The organism is Paraburkholderia sp. GAS41, assembly GCF_050436545.1.
Lineage (GTDB): Bacteria > Pseudomonadota > Gammaproteobacteria > Burkholderiales > Burkholderiaceae > Paraburkholderia.
In genome coordinates this window covers 1-17,977 of record NZ_JBNDMK010000012.1, presented here as the reverse complement: position 1 = coordinate 17,977, position 17,977 = coordinate 1, and the positions used below count along the sequence as shown (strand labels likewise).

Genomic DNA, 17,977 nt, shown 5'->3' with positions numbered 1-17,977 from the left:
CCCGCGCTGGCTTGCGAATCCTTTAGCGCAGCCGCACCAGAGTGGATTTAAGCTCGGTGTACTTCTCCAATGCATGCAACGACTTGTCACGGCCGTTGCCCGATTGCTTGTAGCCGCCGAACGGGAAATTCATATCGCCCCCTTCGTCGTAGCAATTGACCCACACGGTGCCGGCGCGCAGGCTGCGCGCGACTTCGTGCGCGGTTGTCAGGTTCGAGGTCCAGACCGCGGCGGCAAGGCCATATTCGCTGTCGTTGGCAATCCTGATCGCTTCTTCAACCGTATCGAATGTGATGACCGACAGCACCGGCCCGAAGATTTCTTCGCGGGCGATCTTCGCGTCCGCCTTCGTGTCGAAGATGGTCGGCTCGATATAGTAGCCGCCGGTTTCGTGCTTCACGCGCCCGCCGCCGAGCAGCAGCTTCGATTCCGCGCGTCCCGCTTCGATATAGCCCAGCACGCGGTCCAGTTGCACCTGATCGACGATTGCGCCCATCGAGGTCTTCGGATCGAGCGGATTGCCCGGCGTATAACTGCGCGCGGCGGCAATCAGCTTGTCGAGAAACACGTCTTTGATGTCGCGATGCACGAGCAGGCGCGAACCCGCCGTGCACATCTCGCCCATGTTGTAGAAGATTGCGCCTGCCGCCGCGTTGGCGGCACGGTCGAGGTCCGCACAGTCGGACATCACGATGTTCGGCGACTTGCCGCCGAGTTCGAGCCACACACGTTTCAGATTGGACTGACCGGCGTACTGCATGATCTGCTTGCCGACGTTGGTCGAGCCGGTGAAAGCGAGGCAGTCGACATCCGGATGCAGCGCAAGCAGTTTGCCCGGTTCGCCCGCACCCGGTACGACGTTGAACACGCCTGCGGGAATGCCCGCCTCGTACGCGAGCTGGGCGATGCGAATCGCCGTGAGCGGGGATTTTTCAGAGGGCTTCAGCACCACGCTATTGCCTGCGGCCAACGCCGGGCCGAATTTCCACGAGGCCATCAGGATCGGGAAATTCCACGGCACCACCGCCGCCACCACGCCGATCGGTTCACGCGTGACGAGTCCCACCAGATGATGGTCCGCCGGCGCGACTTCGCCGCCGATCTTGTCGATGGCTTCAGCGAACCATTCCACGCAATACGCGGCGCCGGGTACATCGACCGAAGTCGTATCGCCAATCGGCTTGCCCGCATCAAGCGTTTCGAGCAGCGACAGTTCGTCGAGATGATCGCGCAGCAAGCCCGCCCAACGCAGCAGAATTGCTTTGCGCTTGCGCGGATTCAGCCCGGACCACACGCCCGCGTCGAACGCGGAGCGCGCCGCGGCCACCGCCGCGTTCACATCCTCGGCTGCGCTGTCGGCCACCTTGACGAGCAGCTTGCCGTCAATCGGGCTCAGGCAATCGAAGGTACGCCCGCTTGCTGCATGGCGGTATTCGCCGTCGATAAACGCGCGGCCTTCGATTGAAAGCGTTGCCGCTTTGTCTTGCCAGTATGCCAGGGTTTTTTCCATCAGGATGCCTCAATGTTATGCGCTCGACGTTCGACGTGCGGACCGCGCTTGCAGCCCTCACGTGCGCCGTAACGGCGTTGACGCGGAGTGTCTAGAAGCTCGGGGGTGAATTCGCCGAGACGATTTCGCAGACATGTTCCGCGCTGGGATTGCGAAAACGGTGCGGCAGGCGGCTTTCGAAGTAATAGCTGTCACCAGGGTCGAGCAGCCACGTGGCGCCCTCGACGGTCAATTCGATCTGACCGCTGACGATCACGCCGCCCTCGTGTCCCGTATGCACCAGCATTTCCGGACCGGTGTCCGCGAGCGGCTGATAGACCTCGCGCAGAATGCCCATGTTGCGGTCTTTCACGCCTGCACCGGCGAGATAGAACTCGATCGACTCGTTGCCGAGATTCGGCATGTCGGCGCGGCGCGATACCACCGAGCGGTCCGCTTCGACTTCGAACGTAAAGAACTCCGCAAGGCTCATTGGAATGCACTCGAGCAGCTTCTTAAGCGAGCCGACCGAGGGGCTGACGCGATTTTGTTCGATCAACGAAATGGTGCCGTTGGTGACGCCCGCCCGCTTGGCCAGCTCGCGCTGAGACAGGCCATTCTTCTTACGGATGTACTGCAAGCGGGTCGCTACTTCGATGGACATCGCTGCACTCTCAGAGTGGATGAACCGGTTCAGGGAACCCACGAGGGTCGGGTAAAGGTCACCCACGCCTCTCGCGAGTGTTGAATATTCTAATCACTTTAAAGCCGCCGCTGCTAGGGCAAACCCTGAGCGAAATTAGAATTACTCACTATCGCAACGAACATTCCCAACCTACGTGTTTCGGCCTGTGACCTCGGGTAAGCCCTGATAAATCTTTTATAAAAATGATTTGACGGCAATATTGGCTCGTATATGCTGGTTCACAGGCGATCGTCATGCCCACGTCACAGACACTCACCGGAGTGAATTGCGACGCAGCGAAGCTGGTTCGCGAGGGCTTGGACGATCATCCCGCGTCACGTTTCTTTAAACGCACGGTGCGTTACTGGAGCGAGGCGTTCAATACTTTCAACGTCGCTAGTCGAGTGTAATCGTGAGAGTCCGAGGCCCTTTGGTTAGGTGGGAACGCAGTCAGGCGAGACGTCTTCGTCCTGAAGGCGCCATCGCCGACGGCAGCAACGGCAGTCTGGCGTTTCGCCGCTTTCTGTCCGTCTTCACGATCCTGTCCCGCCGTTCTGTCCGACGCCACAATTCCGTCTCTGCGCGTGCTTTCATAGCCGTACGCACGGACGAGGTCGCTTCGCTGCTGCCGTAGCGCCTCCCGCCTATTTACCGTTCGGTTCACCTGTTTGTCTGAGCGCGCCTTCGTGGGTATCTGCGCTTGTGCAGGCATAGTTGCGCCTGCTGGCTGCCCAAACCTTTGCGGGTTGCGCCGGACAACAGACTGAATCGAACGGTCTCCCTGATAGCAACGCGCGGCATGGTCCGCTTTCGACCTCCGCCTGCACTTCTGGTGGCTTTGCGCACTGCGCACGGCTGCGCAACCGTGCCGCGCCTGTTTAAACGTTGTTCGTGCCGCATCCCGCGGGGAACAAACACGTCCATTCAATTAGTCATGCAAACCAGACCTCTGGTCGGCATTAGCGCCGACAGAACGATGAACGGAGCGCACCCGTCGCACATGGTGGGCGAGAAGTACATCGCCGCCGTGGTCGACGGTTCGCAGGCGTTGGCGATGCTGCTGCCTGCGCTCGGCAATCGTCAGGCTGCCGCCGACATTCTGGCGACGGTGGACGGATTGCTGCTGACCGGCAGCTATTCGAATGTCGAACCGCACCATTACGGCGGTCACGCAAGCGCGCCGGGCACGCTGCACGACGCCGCACGCGACGCGACGACGCTGCCGCTCATCATGGCCGCCGTCGACGCTGGTGTCCCCGTGCTCGCCATCTGTCGTGGCTTTCAGGAAATGAACGTGGTGTTTGGCGGGACGCTGCATCAAAGCGTTCACGCGGTGACAGGCCTGAACGACCACCGCGAGAACAAGGAAGACGAACTGGACGTGCAATACGCACCCTCGCATCTCATCGCATTGACTCAAGGCGGCTTGCTGCAGCGCCTCGCAGCCGGAGCGCACGAGGCGCGGGTGAATTCCCTGCACGGTCAAGGCGTCGAGCGGCTGGGCAACGGCCTCGTGGCCGAAGCCACGGCGCCGGACGGATTGATCGAAGCGGTGAGCGTCAAGGATGCCCGCGCCTTCGCTCTGGGTGTGCAGTGGCACCCCGAGTGGAAGCATGCGAGCGATGCGCTCTCCACCGCGATCTTCCAGGCCTTCGGCGATGCCTGCCGCGATCGAATGCGCACCAGGGCCGGCCACGGCGCGGTCTCCACCGCCGCCACGCAAGCCGCGTCCAGTCCGCGCAAAAACTGAGAGAACAATCATGCATGACATCGACGAATTTCTGAAACAACACCGCATCACCGAGATCGAAGCAATCATTCCCGACATGGCCGGGATCGCGCGCGGCAAGATCATTCCGCGCAGCAAGTTCGAATCCGGCGAATCCATGCGCCTGCCGCAAGCGGTGATGATCCAGACCGTCACGGGGGATTATCCGGAAGACGGGTCCCTGACCGGCGTCACCGACCCGGATATGGTCTGCGTTCCCGATGCGTCGACCATCCGCCTCATTCCCTGGGCGGTCGACCCTACCGCACAGGTGATTCACGACTGCGTGCACTTCGACGGTACGCCGGTCGCGATCTCGCCGCGCCGCGTATTGCGCCAGGTGCTCGAACTCTACAAGGCGAAGGGCTGGAAGCCGGTCATCGCACCGGAACTCGAGTTCTACCTGGTGGACATGAACAAGGACCCGGATCTGCCGCTGCAACCGCCGATCGGCCGTACGGGTCGTCCGGAAACCGGCCGTCAGGCGTACTCGATCGAAGCGGTGAACGAATTCGATCCGCTCTTCGAAGATATCTATGAGTACTGCGATATTCAGGAGCTCGAAGTCGACACGCTGATTCACGAAGTCGGCGCGGCGCAGATGGAAATCAATTTCATGCACGGCGACCCGCTCAAGCTCGCAGATAGCGTGTTTCTGTTCAAGCGCACGGTGCGCGAGGCGGCTTTGCGTCACAAGATGTATGCGACGTTCATGGCCAAGCCGATGGAAGGTGAACCCGGCTCGGCGATGCACATGCATCAGAGCCTCGTCGACGAAGAAAGCGGCCAGAATCTGTTCACGGGTGGCGACGGCAAGCCGACGCAACTGTTCGACGGCTATATCGCCGGCCTGCAGAAATACACCCCCGCATTGATGCCGATCTTCGCGCCGTACATCAACTCGTATCGCCGTCTGTCGCGCTTCATGGCCGCGCCGATCAACGTGCAGTGGGGCTACGACAACCGCACGGTGGGGTTCCGGATTCCGCATTCGGGGCCGGCCGCGCGCCGCATCGAAAACCGCATTCCGGGCGTCGACTGCAATCCGTACCTCGCCATCGCGGCCACGCTCGCAGCAGGCTACCTCGGTATGACGCAAGGTTTGCGTCCGACCGAGCCGCTCATCAGCGACGGCTACGAACTGCCCTACCAGCTCCCGCGCAATCTCGAAGAGGGCCTGACGCTGATGGGTGCGTGCGAACCGATCGCAGAAGTGCTCGGCGAGAAATTCGTCAAGGCCTACCTGGCATTGAAGGAAACCGAATACGAAGCGTTCTTCCGCGTGATCAGTTCGTGGGAACGCCGCCATTTGCTGCTGCACGTTTAAGACGCGCCGCGACAAACAGAACAACTGGAGGCAATATGAGCTACAGAACAGAAGAAGTCGCGTACGTGCAGCCGGCCCAGCCGGCCGCCGCCGCGCAGGTTTCGCAACATCGCAGCACGGCAGAATATCGCGCGCTCGACGCAGCGCATCACATCCATCCGTTTTCGGATATGGGCTCGCTCAACAAGTCGGGTAGCCGCGTGATCGTCAAGGCCAAGGGCGTGTACCTTTGGGACTCCGAAGGCAATCAGATCATCGACGGCATGGCGGGTCTGTGGTGCGTGAACGTCGGTTATGGCCGCAAGGAACTGGCCGACGCGGCTTACCGGCAGATGCTGGAACTGCCCTACTACAACACCTTCTTCAAGACCACGCATCCGCCGGTCATCGAACTGTCCGCGCTGCTTGCGGAACTGGCCCCGGCGCCCTTCAACCACTTCTTCTATTGCAACAGCGGTTCGGAAGGCAATGACACGGTGCTGCGCATCGTCCATCAATACTGGGCGACGCAAGGCAAGCACGCCAAGAAGTATGTCATTTCGCGCAAGAACGGCTATCACGGCTCGACCATCGCCGGCGGCACGCTGGGCGGCATGGGCTACATGCATGAGCAGATGCCGTCGAAGGTCGAGAACATCGTCCATATCGATCAACCGTATTACTTCGGCGAAGCCGAGGGCAATCTGACGCCGGAAGAATTCGGTCTCGCCCGCGCGCAACAACTCGAAGCCAAGATCCTCGAGATCGGCGCCGAGAATGTCGCCGCGTTTATCGGTGAGCCTTTCCAGGGGGCAGGCGGCGTAATTTTCCCGCCGTCCACCTATTGGCCGGAAATCCAGCGTATTTGCCGCAAGTACGACATTCTGCTGGTCGCGGATGAAGTGATCGGCGGCTTCGGCCGCACCGGCGAATGGTTCGCGCATCAGCACTTCGACTTCGAGCCCGACCTCATCACGCTCGCCAAGGGTCTGACGAGCGGCTATGTGCCGATGGGCGCAGTCGGTCTGCATGATCGCGTGGCCAAGGCCATCGTCGAAAACGGCGACTTCAATCACGGCCTCACCTACTCGGGTCATCCGGTCGCAGCGGCCGTGGCGGTCGCCAATCTGAAACTGCTGCGCGACGAAAAGATCGTCGAACGCGTCAAGACCGACACCGGCCCGTACTTTCAGAAGGCACTGCGCGACACTTTTGCGAACCATCCGATCATCGGCGATATCGCCGGCACCGGACTCGTGGCCGGCCTGCAACTCGCGCAGGATCCCGCCACACGCAAGCGCTTTGCCAATGGAGGCGACGTCGGCACGATCTGCCGCGACTTCTGCTTCAACGGCAATCTGATCATGCGCGCAAGCGGCGACCGGATGCTGCTGTCGCCGCCGCTCGTTATTACGAAGCAGGAAATCGACGAAATCGTATCGAAGGCGAAAAGAGCCGTAGACGCGACCGCACAACAACTCGGAATTTCGTAACGGCAGTTCTTTTCCGGCATGGGCGCTTTACAACGCGTGCTCATGCCGGGACTTCAACCTCAAGGGAAAATAAAGTCATGAGCGCTAGTCATACTGGACGTCATCTTCGACATGCGGTTGCGGGGGCCGCGCTGCTCGCCGTCACGAGCTTTACTGCGCTGTCGGTCACACCGGCGCTTGCGGCCGACACGGATCTAAACGTGTACAACTGGTCGGACTACATTGCCAAAGACACGATTCCGAACTTCGAGAAGCAGGACGGCATCCACGTCAAGTACGACAACTACGATAGCGACGACACGCTGCAGGCCAAGCTGCTTGCCGGAAGTTCAGGCTACGACATCGTGGTGCCGACCTCGAACTACATGGCCAAGCAGATTCAGGCTGGCGTGTACCAGAAGCTCGATAAGTCGAAGCTGCCGAATCTGGCGAATCTCGATCCGGTCCTGATGAAGATGATTACCGACGCCGATCCGGGCAACCAGTACGGTGTGCCCTGGGCCTACGGCACCGACGGTATCGGCTATAACGTGCAGGCCGTGCAAAAGGCGCTCGGCGCCGATGCCCCGGTGGATAGCTGGGCGCTCGTGTTCGATCCGGCCAACCTCTCCAAGCTGAAGGGCTGCGGCGTGTCGTTCCTCGACCAGGCCGTCGACGTATTCGCCTCCGTGCTGCAATACATGCACAAGGACCCGAACAGCACGAACCCGGCCGACTATCAGGCTGCCTTCGAAGTCCTGAAGAAAGTCCGCCCGTATATCACCCAATTCAACTCGTCCGGCTACATCAACGACCTCGCCAACAATGACGTCTGCGTCGCAGTGGCATGGTCGGGCGACGTCGGCATTGCCAGTCGCCGCACTGCCGAAGCCAAGCGGTCGTATCAGATCAAGTTCTCGAACGTGAAGGAAGGCGGCCTGCTGTGGTTCGACGTGATGGTGATTCCGAAGGACGCACCGCACCCTGAAGCCGCCTTGAAGTGGATCAACTACATCGAAGATCCGAAGGTCAACGCCGCCATCACCAACGAAGTGTTCTATCCGACCGCCAACAAGGCAGCCCGTCAGTTCGTCACCCCAGGCGTCGCGCAGGACACCACGGTTTATCCGGGTGACGACGTGCTGAGCAAGATGACGCTGATGAAGCCAATGCCGAGCGACATTCTGCGCCTTGAAAACCGTCTTTGGGCCCAGCTCAAAACCGGCCACTGATTTTCTACTCATTGCTGATAAGCATATTTAACCGCGGAGCAGGGGTCGCTCGATCCCTCTCCGCCTGAATCAGGCAATAAGGCAGTCAGCCTGCGCCTTGCACGCGCAGCCCCATGTTTCCCGATCGCAGCAGATCTTTGTGAGCCGCCTCGCGCGCCCCGCACGGAGAGGCTTATGCCCGCGATCCGCAAGGAATGGTTACACCATGAACTCGACCACCTCAAATGCCGTCGCCCAGGCAGCACCCAAAGCGGCCAAACCCGCGGTTGCGGCTAAAAGCAAATCGGACGAATTCGTCCGGATTGAAAACGTCGTGAAGAAATTCGGCGACAGCACCGCTGTCGACAACGTCAATCTCACCATCGCGAAGAACGAACTGTTCGCACTGCTCGGCAGTTCGGGCTGCGGCAAGTCCACGCTCCTGCGCATGCTCGCGGGGCTGGAGACAGCGACCTCGGGACGCATCTTCGTCGACGGTGAAGACCTCGCGGCGATGCCGCCGTACAAGCGTCCGGTCAACATGATGTTCCAGTCGTATGCGCTGTTTCCGCACATGAGCGTCGAGGCGAACATCGCCTTCGGTCTCAAGCAGGAAGGCACGCCGAAGAACGAAATCAAGGAACGTGTCGCGGATGCGCTCCACCTCGTGCAGATGAGCAAGTTCGCGGGCCGCAAGCCGCATCAGCTCTCCGGAGGCCAGCAGCAACGTGTGGCACTGGCGCGCTCGCTCGTCAAGCGTCCCAAGCTGCTGCTGCTCGACGAGCCGATGTCCGCGCTCGACAAGAAAATCCGCCAGAAGACGCAGCTCGAACTGGTCAACATCATCGAGAAGGTCGACGTGACCTGTGTGATGGTGACGCACGATCAGGAAGAAGCCATGACGATGGCCGGTCGCCTCGCCGTGATGAGCGAAGGCCGCATCGTGCAGATCGGCACGCCGTCGCAGGTGTACGAGTTTCCAAACAGCCGTTTCTCGGCCGAGTTCATCGGTTCGACCAACATGTTCGAAGGCGTGGTGGTGGAAGACGAACCCGATCACATCTTCGTCGAAAGCGAAGACCTCGAAGCTCGCATGTATGTGAGCCACGGCATCACCGGGCCGCTCGGCATGCCGGTAGGTATCTCGGTGCGTCCGGAACGCGTGAAGGTGTCGCTCGAAAAGCCTGGCACACCCCACAACTGGGCGCGTGGCGTGGTTTCGGATGTGGCCTACATGGGCAGCTATTCGCTGTACCACGTGCGCCTGCCGAGCGGCAAGACGGTCGTGTCCAACCTGTCCAGCTCGCACCTGATGAGCGAAGGCGCACCCGCTTACAACGACGACGTGTTCGTCTACTGGTCGCCCGCCAGCGGCGTGGTGGTGACGCAATGAAAACGTCCGCCCCCACCTCCTCCGCGGCGCTCGGTGCGCCGCAAGCGAACGGCGCGCTCGCCTGGCTGAAAAAGCGCCTGACGGCCATGTTGCCCTCGGGCCGTACGACTGTAATCGGTGTGCCGTTCGCGTGGCTCACGCTGTTTTTCGCGCTGCCCTTCGTGCTGGTGCTGAAGATCAGCTTCGCCGATCTGCGGCTGGGCATTCCACCCTACACCGACCTCCTCAGCATCAAGGACGGGGTCGTGCACTTCGCGATTCAGCTCAGCCACTACGCGTTCCTGCTGCAGGACGATCTGTATATCGCGACCTACATCAGCTCACTGAAGATGGCCGCGGTCTCCACCTTCTTCTGTCTGCTGATCGGCTATCCGGTGGCGTACTACATCGCCCGTTCGGAGCCGGCCAAACGCAACCTGCTGATGATGGGCGTGATGCTGCCGTTCTGGACGTCGTTCCTGATTCGCGTGTACGCATGGATCGGCATCCTGAAAGATGACGGCCTGCTCAATCACACGCTGATGGCGATCGGCATGATCCACTCGCCGCTGCGGCTATACCACACCGATATCGGCGTCTATATCGGCATGGTCTATTCGTACCTGCCGTTCATGGTGATGCCGCTGTACGCCCACCTCGTGAAGATGGACCTGACGCTGCTCGAAGCCGCGTACGACCTCGGCGCCAAACCGTGGACGGCCTTCACACGGATCACCTTGCCGTTGTCGAAGAACGGCATTATCGCCGGCAGCCTGCTGGTGTTCATCCCGGCCGTGGGCGAATACGTGATCCCCGAACTGCTCGGCGGCGCCGACACGCTGATGATCGGCCGCGTGATGTGGGACGAGTTCTTCAACGACATGGACTGGCCGATGGCATCCGCCGTCACGGTCGCGATGGTTCTGCTGCTGCTCGTGCCGATGGCCGTGTTCCAGTACTACCAGGTCAAGGAACTGGAGGGCGCGAAATGATCAAGCCTAATAGAAAGATTTCCAATACGGTCCTGACGCTCGGGTTTCTGTTCCTCTATATCCCGATCATCAGCCTCGTGGTGTATTCGTTCAACGAATCGAAGCTCGTCACGGTGTGGTCCGGCTTCTCGCTGAAGTGGTACGGCGCGCTGTTGCAGGACGAGGAGTTGCTGAGCGCCGCGTGGCTCTCGCTCAAGATCGGCTTGCTGACCGCCTGTGCGTCCGTCGTGATCGGCACGTGGGCCGGTTTCGTTCTCGCGCGCTTCGGCCGCTTTCGCGGCTTCACGCTGTTCGCCGGGATGATTAACGCGCCGCTGGTGATTCCGGAAGTCATTCAGGGCATCTCGTTGCTGCTCCTGTTCGTCGCCCTCGAACAGATGCTCGGCTGGCCGAAGGGTCGCGGCCTGCTGACAATCTGGATCGGTCACGTGATGCTGTGCGTGTCGTATGTGGCGATCATCGTGCAATCGCGGGTCAAGGAACTGAACAAGTCGCTCGAAGAAGCCGCGCTCGATCTCGGCGCAACACCGTTCAAGGTGTTCTTCCTGATCACCCTGCCGTTGATTTCGCAGGCGTTGATGTCCGGCTGGCTGCTGTCGTTCACCCTTTCGTTCGACGATCTCGTGCTGTCCGCCTTCCTTTCCGGTCCGGGTTCGACCACGCTGCCGCTCGTCGTGTTCTCGCGCGTTCGTCTCGGTCTGAATCCGGAAATGAATGCGCTCGCAACCATCTTTATCAGCGTGGTGACGATCGGGGTGATCGCCGTCAACCGCTGGATGCAGATCCGCGAACGCAAGCGCACCCGCGACATGCAGATGGCCTTCGCCGTGGCGGAAGCCGCCGATGCGGCCACCGTTCCCCCACAACCCGCCACCGTGCGCAAGTCGCTCGGTGCAGTCCAGATTTAAACAGTTACGCGCAATACACCAACAAGGAGAATGTGCATGAGAAAGAAACTCATCTGCCTGCTAGTGGCGGGGAGTCTGCCTGGCCTCGCCATGGCGGATGCCACCAGCGATGAGATCAAGGCGCTGCAGGCGCAATTGAACTCATTACAAAAAGAAGTGAAGCAATTGCGGGCAGAGGTTGCAGCAAAACCCAAAACGGTGGCCGCCGCTCCGGCAGCCGTGCCTGTCGCGCCGGCGGCGCCTGCCGTGGCCGCGGCGCCGGTGGATATTTCGTCACCTGATTATGGCAAGGCGCAGGCCACGCTGACCAACGATCAGGTCGACTCGATGAAGCAGCAGATCGCCAATCAGCAACTGAAGGTCGATTCGCTGGTCGATGCACAGAACACGGGCCCGATTGCAGGTCTCTCGGTGACGGGCTATATCGACCCGACGTACCTGTATAACCGCGATCTGAGCAGCTCGTCGTTCCTGTTCGCGAACCACGAAAGCGCCTACAACTACTTCAACAGCACGTTCGGCGATCTCTACCTGGACATCAAGAAGACCTTCGGTGTGGGGCCGATGGCGCCTTCGGCTGAAATCACCTTGATGCCGAACCGCGGCAATGGCATCACGCTGCTGCAGAACGAGCATGGCACGATCAGCGACAACATCCTGAACACGGCCGTTGTGACCGTGCCGGTGACGGCGACGACCACCTTCGTCGCGGGTTTGATGCCAAGCTTCGGCGGTTACGAAGTGCAGCAGTCGAATCAGATCCTCACGCTCACGCACAACCTGCTGTATGACTTCTCGGACCCGGGCAGCTACGTGGGTGTCGGCGTGAACTATACGGGCGACAACAGCGCGTGGGCCTGGAAATTCATGCTGGGCAACGAACAGTACCGCACGTATGGCTCCGTGGTGCAGACGGGCACCAACGCACTCGGCGACCCGATCACGAGCAGCAACAAGATTCCGACCTTCACGGGCCGGGTCGACTATACGTGGTCTAGCGCGCTGGATATCGGCGGTTCGTTCAATATTGGCCGCCAGACGCTCGCTTCCGGACTCGATTCGAATGGCAATCCGGTCTATGGCGTGGGTGGTGTTGCGCCTAGCGCCTTCGGCACGTTCTTCTTCACCGAAGCGGACGCGACCTACACGCTCGCCGACGTTCAGTACAACGCAGAACTCGACTATGGCCAGCAGCAGAACGCCGCGTACAACGGCGGCCAGGCCCAATGGTACGGTCTGTCGCTGCTCGCGCACCGCAAGTTCAATATGCCGATGGTAGGCCGCATGGGCGCGACTGTGCGTTACGACCTGCTGGTCGACCAGAAGAACGGTGGCGGCGGCGGTGGCATTGCGCTGAACTCGAACGGCATGGATACGGCTGACGGCTTCGGCATTGGTGCGAACTGTCTCGCCAATTCCTCGAACCACGGCTTCGAGTGCAAGGGCGCCACGCACCAGGACGTCGCGCTCGACGTGCTGTTCTACGCGACCCAGCAGATCACGGTGAAGGTGGAATACCGGCACGACTGGGCCAGCCAGAATGTGTTCCTGCGCAACGATGGGTCGTACAGCAAGTCTAACGACATCCTCGCCACGCAGTTCATCTACTCGTTCTAATCAGTCCAGCCGAAGCGCAGCGCCCTGCTTTCCGGCATCGTGCTTCGGCATTTCAAGTGTTCTGCCTATGCTCCGGTTCTCGAACCAGCCTCATACCGCGTCGTATTACGCCGCGACGCTCAACGATACAACCCGTCACGCGCCGCTCGATGGTCTATTGAAGGTGGATGTGTGCGTGATCGGCGCCGGCCTCACCGGCATTTCGACCGCGCTCAACCTCGCTGAACGCGGCTATTCGGTCGCGGTGCTGGAGGCGTCGAAAGTCGGATGGGCGGCGAGCGGGCGCAACGGCGGTCAGTTGATTGGCGGCTTTGCGTGCGATATGGATACGTTCGCGAAGCACCTGCCTGCCGAAGACGTCAAACGCATGTGGGCGATGGGGCTCGAGACGCTGGACATCGTCAGGGAACGGGTTGCGAAGCACCAGATCGACTGCGACCTTCGCTTCGGCTATCTGCATGCGGCGAACAAACCGCGCGACGTCAGCGCGTTGCGGCAGTGGCGTGACGAAGCAGCAACACGCTTCGGTTACGACCGTTTCCGCTATATCGAGCGCGAGTCGCTCTGCCACTACGTGCAATCCGCCCGCTACCTGGGCGGCCTGTTCGATCCGGACAGCGGCCATCTGCATCCGTTGAATTACACGCTTGGCCTCGCGCGTGCGGCGCGCGAAGCCGGCGTTCAGATTTTCGAAGACAGTTGCGTGACGAGTATGCACGGCGAAGGCGGCGGACATGTGATCGAAACCGCCAGCGGCCAGGTTCACGCGCAGTTCGTCGCGCTCGCCTGCAATACCTGGCTCGGCGCGCTGGCGCCGGAACTCGCGCGCAAGATCATGCCGGTGGGCACTTACGTGATCGCCACCGAGCCGCTGGATGCAGCCCGCGCCCAGGCATTGATGCCCGCGCATGCGGCCATCTGCGACAGCCGTTTCGTACTCGACTATTTCCGGCCTGCACCTGATCACCGCGTGTTGTGGGGCGGCAAGGTCAGCTACTCGACGTTTGCCCCGCGTAACCTCGGTGAAGCGATGCGTCGCGATATGCTGAAGACGTTCCCGCAACTGGCCGACGTGAAGGTCGATTATGCGTGGGGTGGGTTTGTCGATATCACGATGAATCGCGCGCCGCATTTTGGCCGTCTTTCGCCTACTGTTTATTTCGCCCAAGGTTTCTCCGGTCATGGCGTCAACACGACCGGACTCGCCGGCAAGCTAATTGCCGAAGCCATCCATGGACAGGCATCGCGTTTCGACCTGTTCGGCAAGATTCGCCATCGCGATTTCCCCGGCGGCGCTACACTGCGCACCCCTGCCCTCGTCCTCGCGATGGCCTGGTATCGAATGAAGGACCTGCTTTGATGACAGAGAGTCTCGACCGCCGCGCGGATGCGCTGATCCGCAACTCTTATTATGAAGCGAGCGCGGTGCGCCCCCTCGCCGACGATCCGATGCTCGACGGCGCAATGGAAGCCGATGTCTGCGTGATCGGCGCAGGCTTCGCCGGGCTGTCTGTCGCGCTCGAATGCCGCGCACGCGGCTTGTCGGTGATCGTGCTCGACGCACACCGTCCCGGCTGGGGCGCGTCGGGTCGAAACGGCGGCCAGACGCTGGTGGGGTTTGCGAAAGACGAGATCATCGAAAAGCAACTCGGGCTCGAAGGCGCGCGTGCGGCGTGGGCGATGTCGGTGGAGGGTGTCGCGCTGGTGCGCGAGCGCATCCAACGCTACGACATTGCGTGCGATTTCACGCCCGGCTATCTGACCGTCGCCACCAAACCGAAACGCGTGCCCGATCTGCGGTCGTGGATGAACGATGCATCGTCGCGCTGGGGCTATTCGAAACTTTCGTGGCTCGACACGGATGAGATTCGCGCTCGCGTAGCCTCGCAGCGCTATCTCGCCGGCGTCTACGATCCGCTGTCGGGGCATTTGCATCCGCTCAAATATTGCCTCGGGCTCGCCGACGCAGCGCGCAGCGTTGGCGCGTTGCTGTTCGCACACTCACCGGTGATCGAAGTCGTGCGCGGCGCGCGGCCAATCGTTCGGACGGCGACAGGTGAGGTGCGCTGCCGCTTTGTTGCTACGTGCGGCAACGCGACCATCAGCAATGTGCTGCCCGCAGCCGTTGCAGCGCGCATAGCGCCGATTGCCTCGTATATCGTCGCCACCGAGCCGCTCAGCGAAGCACGAGCCTCTGCGTTGATTGAGGGGCGCGCCGCTGTATGCGACAACAATTTCTTTCTCGACTATTTTCGCGTCTCAGCCGATCACCGGGTCCTGTTTGGTGGCCGTGCCAGTTCGACGGGTGCGTCACCTGCGCAGTTGTCCGAACAGATTCGCACGCGGATGGTTGGCGTGTTCCCGCAAGTCGCCGATGCGCGAGTCGAGTTTGCATGGGGCGGTTTCGTGGATGTCACGCGCAACCGCGCACCGGATTTCGGTTCGATCGATCCGAATTACTTCTATGTGCAGGGGTTTTCAGGGCACGGTGTCGCGCTGACCGGAATTGCCGGGCGCGTCGTTGCGCAGGCGATGGCGGGTGAAACGGCGGCGTTCGATCTGTTTGCGCAACTGCGTCATGCGCGCTTTCCGGGTGGGCCGGCGTTACGTGGACCCGCCCTTGAACTCGGGATGTTGTATCACCGGATTCGCGAGTTGTTGTAGCACTGAGCCTGGCTTGTCGCCGAGCGTGCGGAATGCAGCCCCTTTCCCGCCGACTCGGCAATCTGCCACGCAAGCAGCCCCGGCACGAAGATCAACAGATCGCGAATTCGTCTCGCTCCCGCAAGCGCAAGACACGTCGCAGGATCGAGCCCCAACGCGCCGCCGATCAGGATGAAGCCGCCCTCCTGCACCCCCAGACCGCCCGGCACAAAAAACGCCGCACTACTGACGGCCTGAATCAGCGACTCGATCACCACCGCCTCGCTGAAACTCACCTGCGCACCGAGAAAATACAGCGCCAGCCAGATTTCCAGCGCGGTCAGCACGCATTGCAGCGGTTGCCACCAGAACAGATAGCGCAGCACCACGCCACGGCGGCGCCAGATCAGCTTGATCGAGCGATCGATCTGCGCCGACTGGCCGACGAGCGCCGCGAGCTTGCCGCTCGTCGCGTGGTTCAGCATGCGCGTGACGCGTTCGAACGGGCTCGCGTGCTGCACCAAGGCGAACAGCACCAGCAACGGCGCCAGCGCCACGATGCCCCAGGCGAGATCGGCAGCGAGCCGCAGCGTGCCGGACGCTGCGTGCGCAAACAGAAAGCCGATGCCCACCAGCGTGAACAGCAACTGGCTGATCAGCGTGAGTTGCATGTCGACTACCAGACTGGCAGCCGCCGTCGAGCCACGCAAGCCGTGTTTGCGCATCAGCCGAAACGTCACGACCTCGCCGCCGATACGTGCCACCGGCAACATGCTGTTGACCGATTCACGGATCCAGACCAGATGCCACATGCCTGCCAGGCTCGGCCGGTTCGCGCCGCGTATCAGGCTGCGCCAGTCGCACGCGTTGGCAAGCATCGGCAATACGTGGGCGAACCCCGCCAGCACCAGCCCCGCACCCGCGGCACGCATGAGTGCCAGCACGGCGCCCGGATTGTCGTGCATCACCAGCCAGAGCGATGCAATCAGGCCAAGCAGTGCAGCAAAACGACCTAAATGCTTCATAACCTACTCATCTTGAACCGGCGACAGCAAACCATCGCCATCCACCTTGAAGCTGAAGCCTCGCCAGATCACCCGTGTCGAGCAGAAGCTCGTCACGAAGATCGCAAACGACACGATATCCCAGAACGGCAGCAGCCACAGGTCACGATGAGCTTGCCGCAACGCGTGATCGGAGCGGATTTTCAGTGCAAGACGCGCAAACAGCGCCGTCGCCACAAGCGGCCACGCCCACGCCGCGCCCCCCGAAAGCGCCGCGGCGAGCAACGCAAAAGCGAGCGGATACATCACCAACGAGCCTAGATGGCCCACCGGATCGATCGTCCGGATGGTCCGGCTCCAGCGCAATTCGTGCGCAATCAGCTTGGTGGCACTCGTCTCGACACAGGCGTGCGATACGGTGAACGGTGGAATTACCACCTTCTCGCCAATCATGCGTACCGCTTCGCCGATCGCATGATCCTCCGCCAGGTGATGCACGAACTGCGCGAAGCCGCCGATCTTCTCGAGCGTTTCACGCCGCATGGCAATGGTCTGTCCAAAACACGGACGCGCCATCCCCAGTGCCAGTCCCGTTACGACGCCAGGCAGGAACTGATAGTTGGTCGCCTTGGCGGACAGGCGCGGCCAGAATCCCGGATCCGGCTGACCGCGATAGACGCAGGTGACAAGACCCACATCGGGTCTCTGCAACTCGCCGATCACATTGCGCAGATAATTCGGCGCCACGCTCACGTCGCTGTCCGCAAACACCAGCACATCATGCTGCGCCTCGGGCAGCATATTGAGGATGTTGCTCATCTTGCGGTTGGGGCCATACAAACGCGTATCGGACACCACGGTGATATGCGCTTGCGGATGCAGCAGACGCAGTTGTTCCACCGTTTGCAGCGCCGCGTCCTGCGCGTCGTGTACACCGAACAGGAATTGCAGCGGGCCTGGATAGTCCTGCTGGCAAAAGCTCGACAGGTTGCTGAGCAACGTCCACTCGTGGCCATGCAACGGCTTGACGATCGTGACAGGCGGATAGCTGGTGGGCTCACAGGTGTTGCGAGCAAAGAAACGCGCAACCAGGGCACCCGCCAGCAACGTGTAGGCAATGCCGAATACGGCGCCCACGCCGCACAGGACTTCCAGTGCGAGGCGCACCATATGTACCGCAAGCAGAGGGCCTTCGAGGTCAATAAGCCCGATCGCCAACAACCCGGCAATCGGGTACAGAAGCCAGGCGAGGCGCTTCATGCCTGGTCCAGCCACGCAACACGGCGGGAGGCGTGCATGCCGGTTACGCTTGGTGCGCGCGCAGGAAGCGGAAAAACTCGACGCCTTCACGCAGACGCCGCTTCATCATGTCCCAGCTCATCAGCATCTCACGCACGATTTCCCAGATCTTCGACGGCCGGAAATAGAAGCGCTTGTAGAAGGTCTCGACGTGGTGATAGATCTCGTCGCGCGACAGATGCGGGTAACCAATCGCAGCCAGTTGCACCCC

At 61.2% G+C, this 17,977-nt stretch carries 15 protein-coding genes and 1 pseudogene; 11 read left to right on the top strand and 5 right to left on the bottom strand.

The annotated features are described in order from the left end of the window. Positions 1-22: 22 nt before the first annotated feature. Positions 23-1,510, bottom strand: a complete 1,488-nt coding sequence (locus tag P3T43_RS17710) for an aldehyde dehydrogenase (protein ID WP_429282340.1) — start codon at positions 1,508-1,510, stop codon at positions 23-25. A gap of 91 nt (positions 1,511-1,601) precedes the next feature. Next, on the bottom strand, positions 1,602-2,153 hold the full coding sequence (locus tag P3T43_RS17705) for a cupin domain-containing protein (RefSeq protein ID WP_429282339.1): 552 nt from the start codon (positions 2,151-2,153) through the stop codon (positions 1,602-1,604). A gap of 433 nt (positions 2,154-2,586) precedes the next feature. Here P3T43_RS17705 and P3T43_RS17700 point away from each other — a divergent pair, with 433 nt between their 5' ends. From P3T43_RS17700 to P3T43_RS17650, 11 genes are all read left to right on the top strand, one after another. Beyond that, positions 2,587-2,808, top strand: coding sequence for a hypothetical protein (locus P3T43_RS17700; protein ID WP_429282338.1), 222 nt, complete (start codon positions 2,587-2,589; stop codon positions 2,806-2,808). Between the two features lie 300 nt (positions 2,809-3,108). Next, on the top strand, positions 3,109-3,924 hold the full coding sequence (locus P3T43_RS17695) for a gamma-glutamyl-gamma-aminobutyrate hydrolase family protein (RefSeq protein ID WP_429282337.1): 816 nt from the start codon (positions 3,109-3,111) through the stop codon (positions 3,922-3,924). 10 nt (positions 3,925-3,934) lie between these two features. Continuing rightward, positions 3,935-5,269 carry a glutamine synthetase family protein gene (locus tag P3T43_RS17690; protein ID WP_429282336.1) on the top strand — a complete coding sequence of 445 codons (1,335 nt, stop codon included), beginning with the start codon at positions 3,935-3,937 and terminating at the stop codon, positions 5,267-5,269. Positions 5,270-5,304: 35 nt separating this feature from the next. Next, positions 5,305-6,741, top strand: coding sequence for an aspartate aminotransferase family protein (locus tag P3T43_RS17685; protein ID WP_429282335.1), 1,437 nt, complete (start codon positions 5,305-5,307; stop codon positions 6,739-6,741). Between the two features lie 77 nt (positions 6,742-6,818). Beyond that, positions 6,819-7,952, top strand: a complete 1,134-nt coding sequence (locus P3T43_RS17680) for a polyamine ABC transporter substrate-binding protein (RefSeq protein WP_429282334.1) — start codon at positions 6,819-6,821, stop codon at positions 7,950-7,952. A gap of 205 nt (positions 7,953-8,157) precedes the next feature. Then, on the top strand, positions 8,158-9,324 hold the full coding sequence (locus P3T43_RS17675; protein ID WP_429282333.1) for an ABC transporter ATP-binding protein: 1,167 nt from the start codon (positions 8,158-8,160) through the stop codon (positions 9,322-9,324). Further along, positions 9,321-10,295, top strand: coding sequence for an ABC transporter permease subunit (locus P3T43_RS17670; protein ID WP_429282332.1), 975 nt, complete (start codon positions 9,321-9,323; stop codon positions 10,293-10,295). Before P3T43_RS17675 ends, P3T43_RS17670 begins: the two co-directional genes overlap by 4 nt. Further along, the gene (locus P3T43_RS17665; RefSeq protein WP_429282331.1) at positions 10,292-11,203 is read left to right on the top strand and encodes an ABC transporter permease subunit; all 912 of its coding nucleotides are present in this window, start codon (positions 10,292-10,294) and stop codon (positions 11,201-11,203) included. The genes P3T43_RS17670 and P3T43_RS17665 overlap by 4 nt, the downstream gene beginning before the upstream one ends. Positions 11,204-11,239: 36 nt before the next feature. Continuing rightward, positions 11,240-12,820, top strand: coding sequence for a DUF3138 family protein (locus P3T43_RS17660; protein ID WP_429282330.1), 1,581 nt, complete (start codon positions 11,240-11,242; stop codon positions 12,818-12,820). Between the two features lie 67 nt (positions 12,821-12,887). Beyond that, positions 12,888-14,180: an NAD(P)/FAD-dependent oxidoreductase gene (locus P3T43_RS17655; RefSeq protein ID WP_429282329.1), complete on the top strand. Its 1,293-nt coding sequence runs from the start codon at positions 12,888-12,890 to the stop codon at positions 14,178-14,180. Then, positions 14,180-15,484 (top strand): NAD(P)/FAD-dependent oxidoreductase, encoded by a 1,305-nt coding sequence (locus P3T43_RS17650; RefSeq protein ID WP_429282328.1) that lies wholly within the window; start codon positions 14,180-14,182, stop codon positions 15,482-15,484. The genes P3T43_RS17655 and P3T43_RS17650 overlap by 1 nt, the downstream gene beginning before the upstream one ends. Here P3T43_RS17650 and P3T43_RS17645 read toward each other — a convergent pair. The 3 genes and pseudogenes from P3T43_RS17645 to P3T43_RS17635 all read right to left on the bottom strand — a co-directional run. Next, entirely contained in the window at positions 15,460-16,488 is a 1,029-nt protein-coding gene (locus P3T43_RS17645; protein ID WP_429282327.1) for a lysylphosphatidylglycerol synthase domain-containing protein, read from the bottom strand. The genes P3T43_RS17650 and P3T43_RS17645 overlap by 25 nt on opposite strands. Before the next feature lie 3 nt (positions 16,489-16,491). Continuing rightward, positions 16,492-17,727, bottom strand: a complete 1,236-nt coding sequence (gene hpnI, locus P3T43_RS17640; protein WP_429282326.1) for a bacteriohopanetetrol glucosamine biosynthesis glycosyltransferase HpnI — start codon at positions 17,725-17,727, stop codon at positions 16,492-16,494. A gap of 43 nt (positions 17,728-17,770) precedes the next feature. Continuing rightward, a pseudogene (locus P3T43_RS17635) lies at positions 17,771-17,977 on the bottom strand (hopanoid biosynthesis associated radical SAM protein HpnJ); the annotation flags it as partial.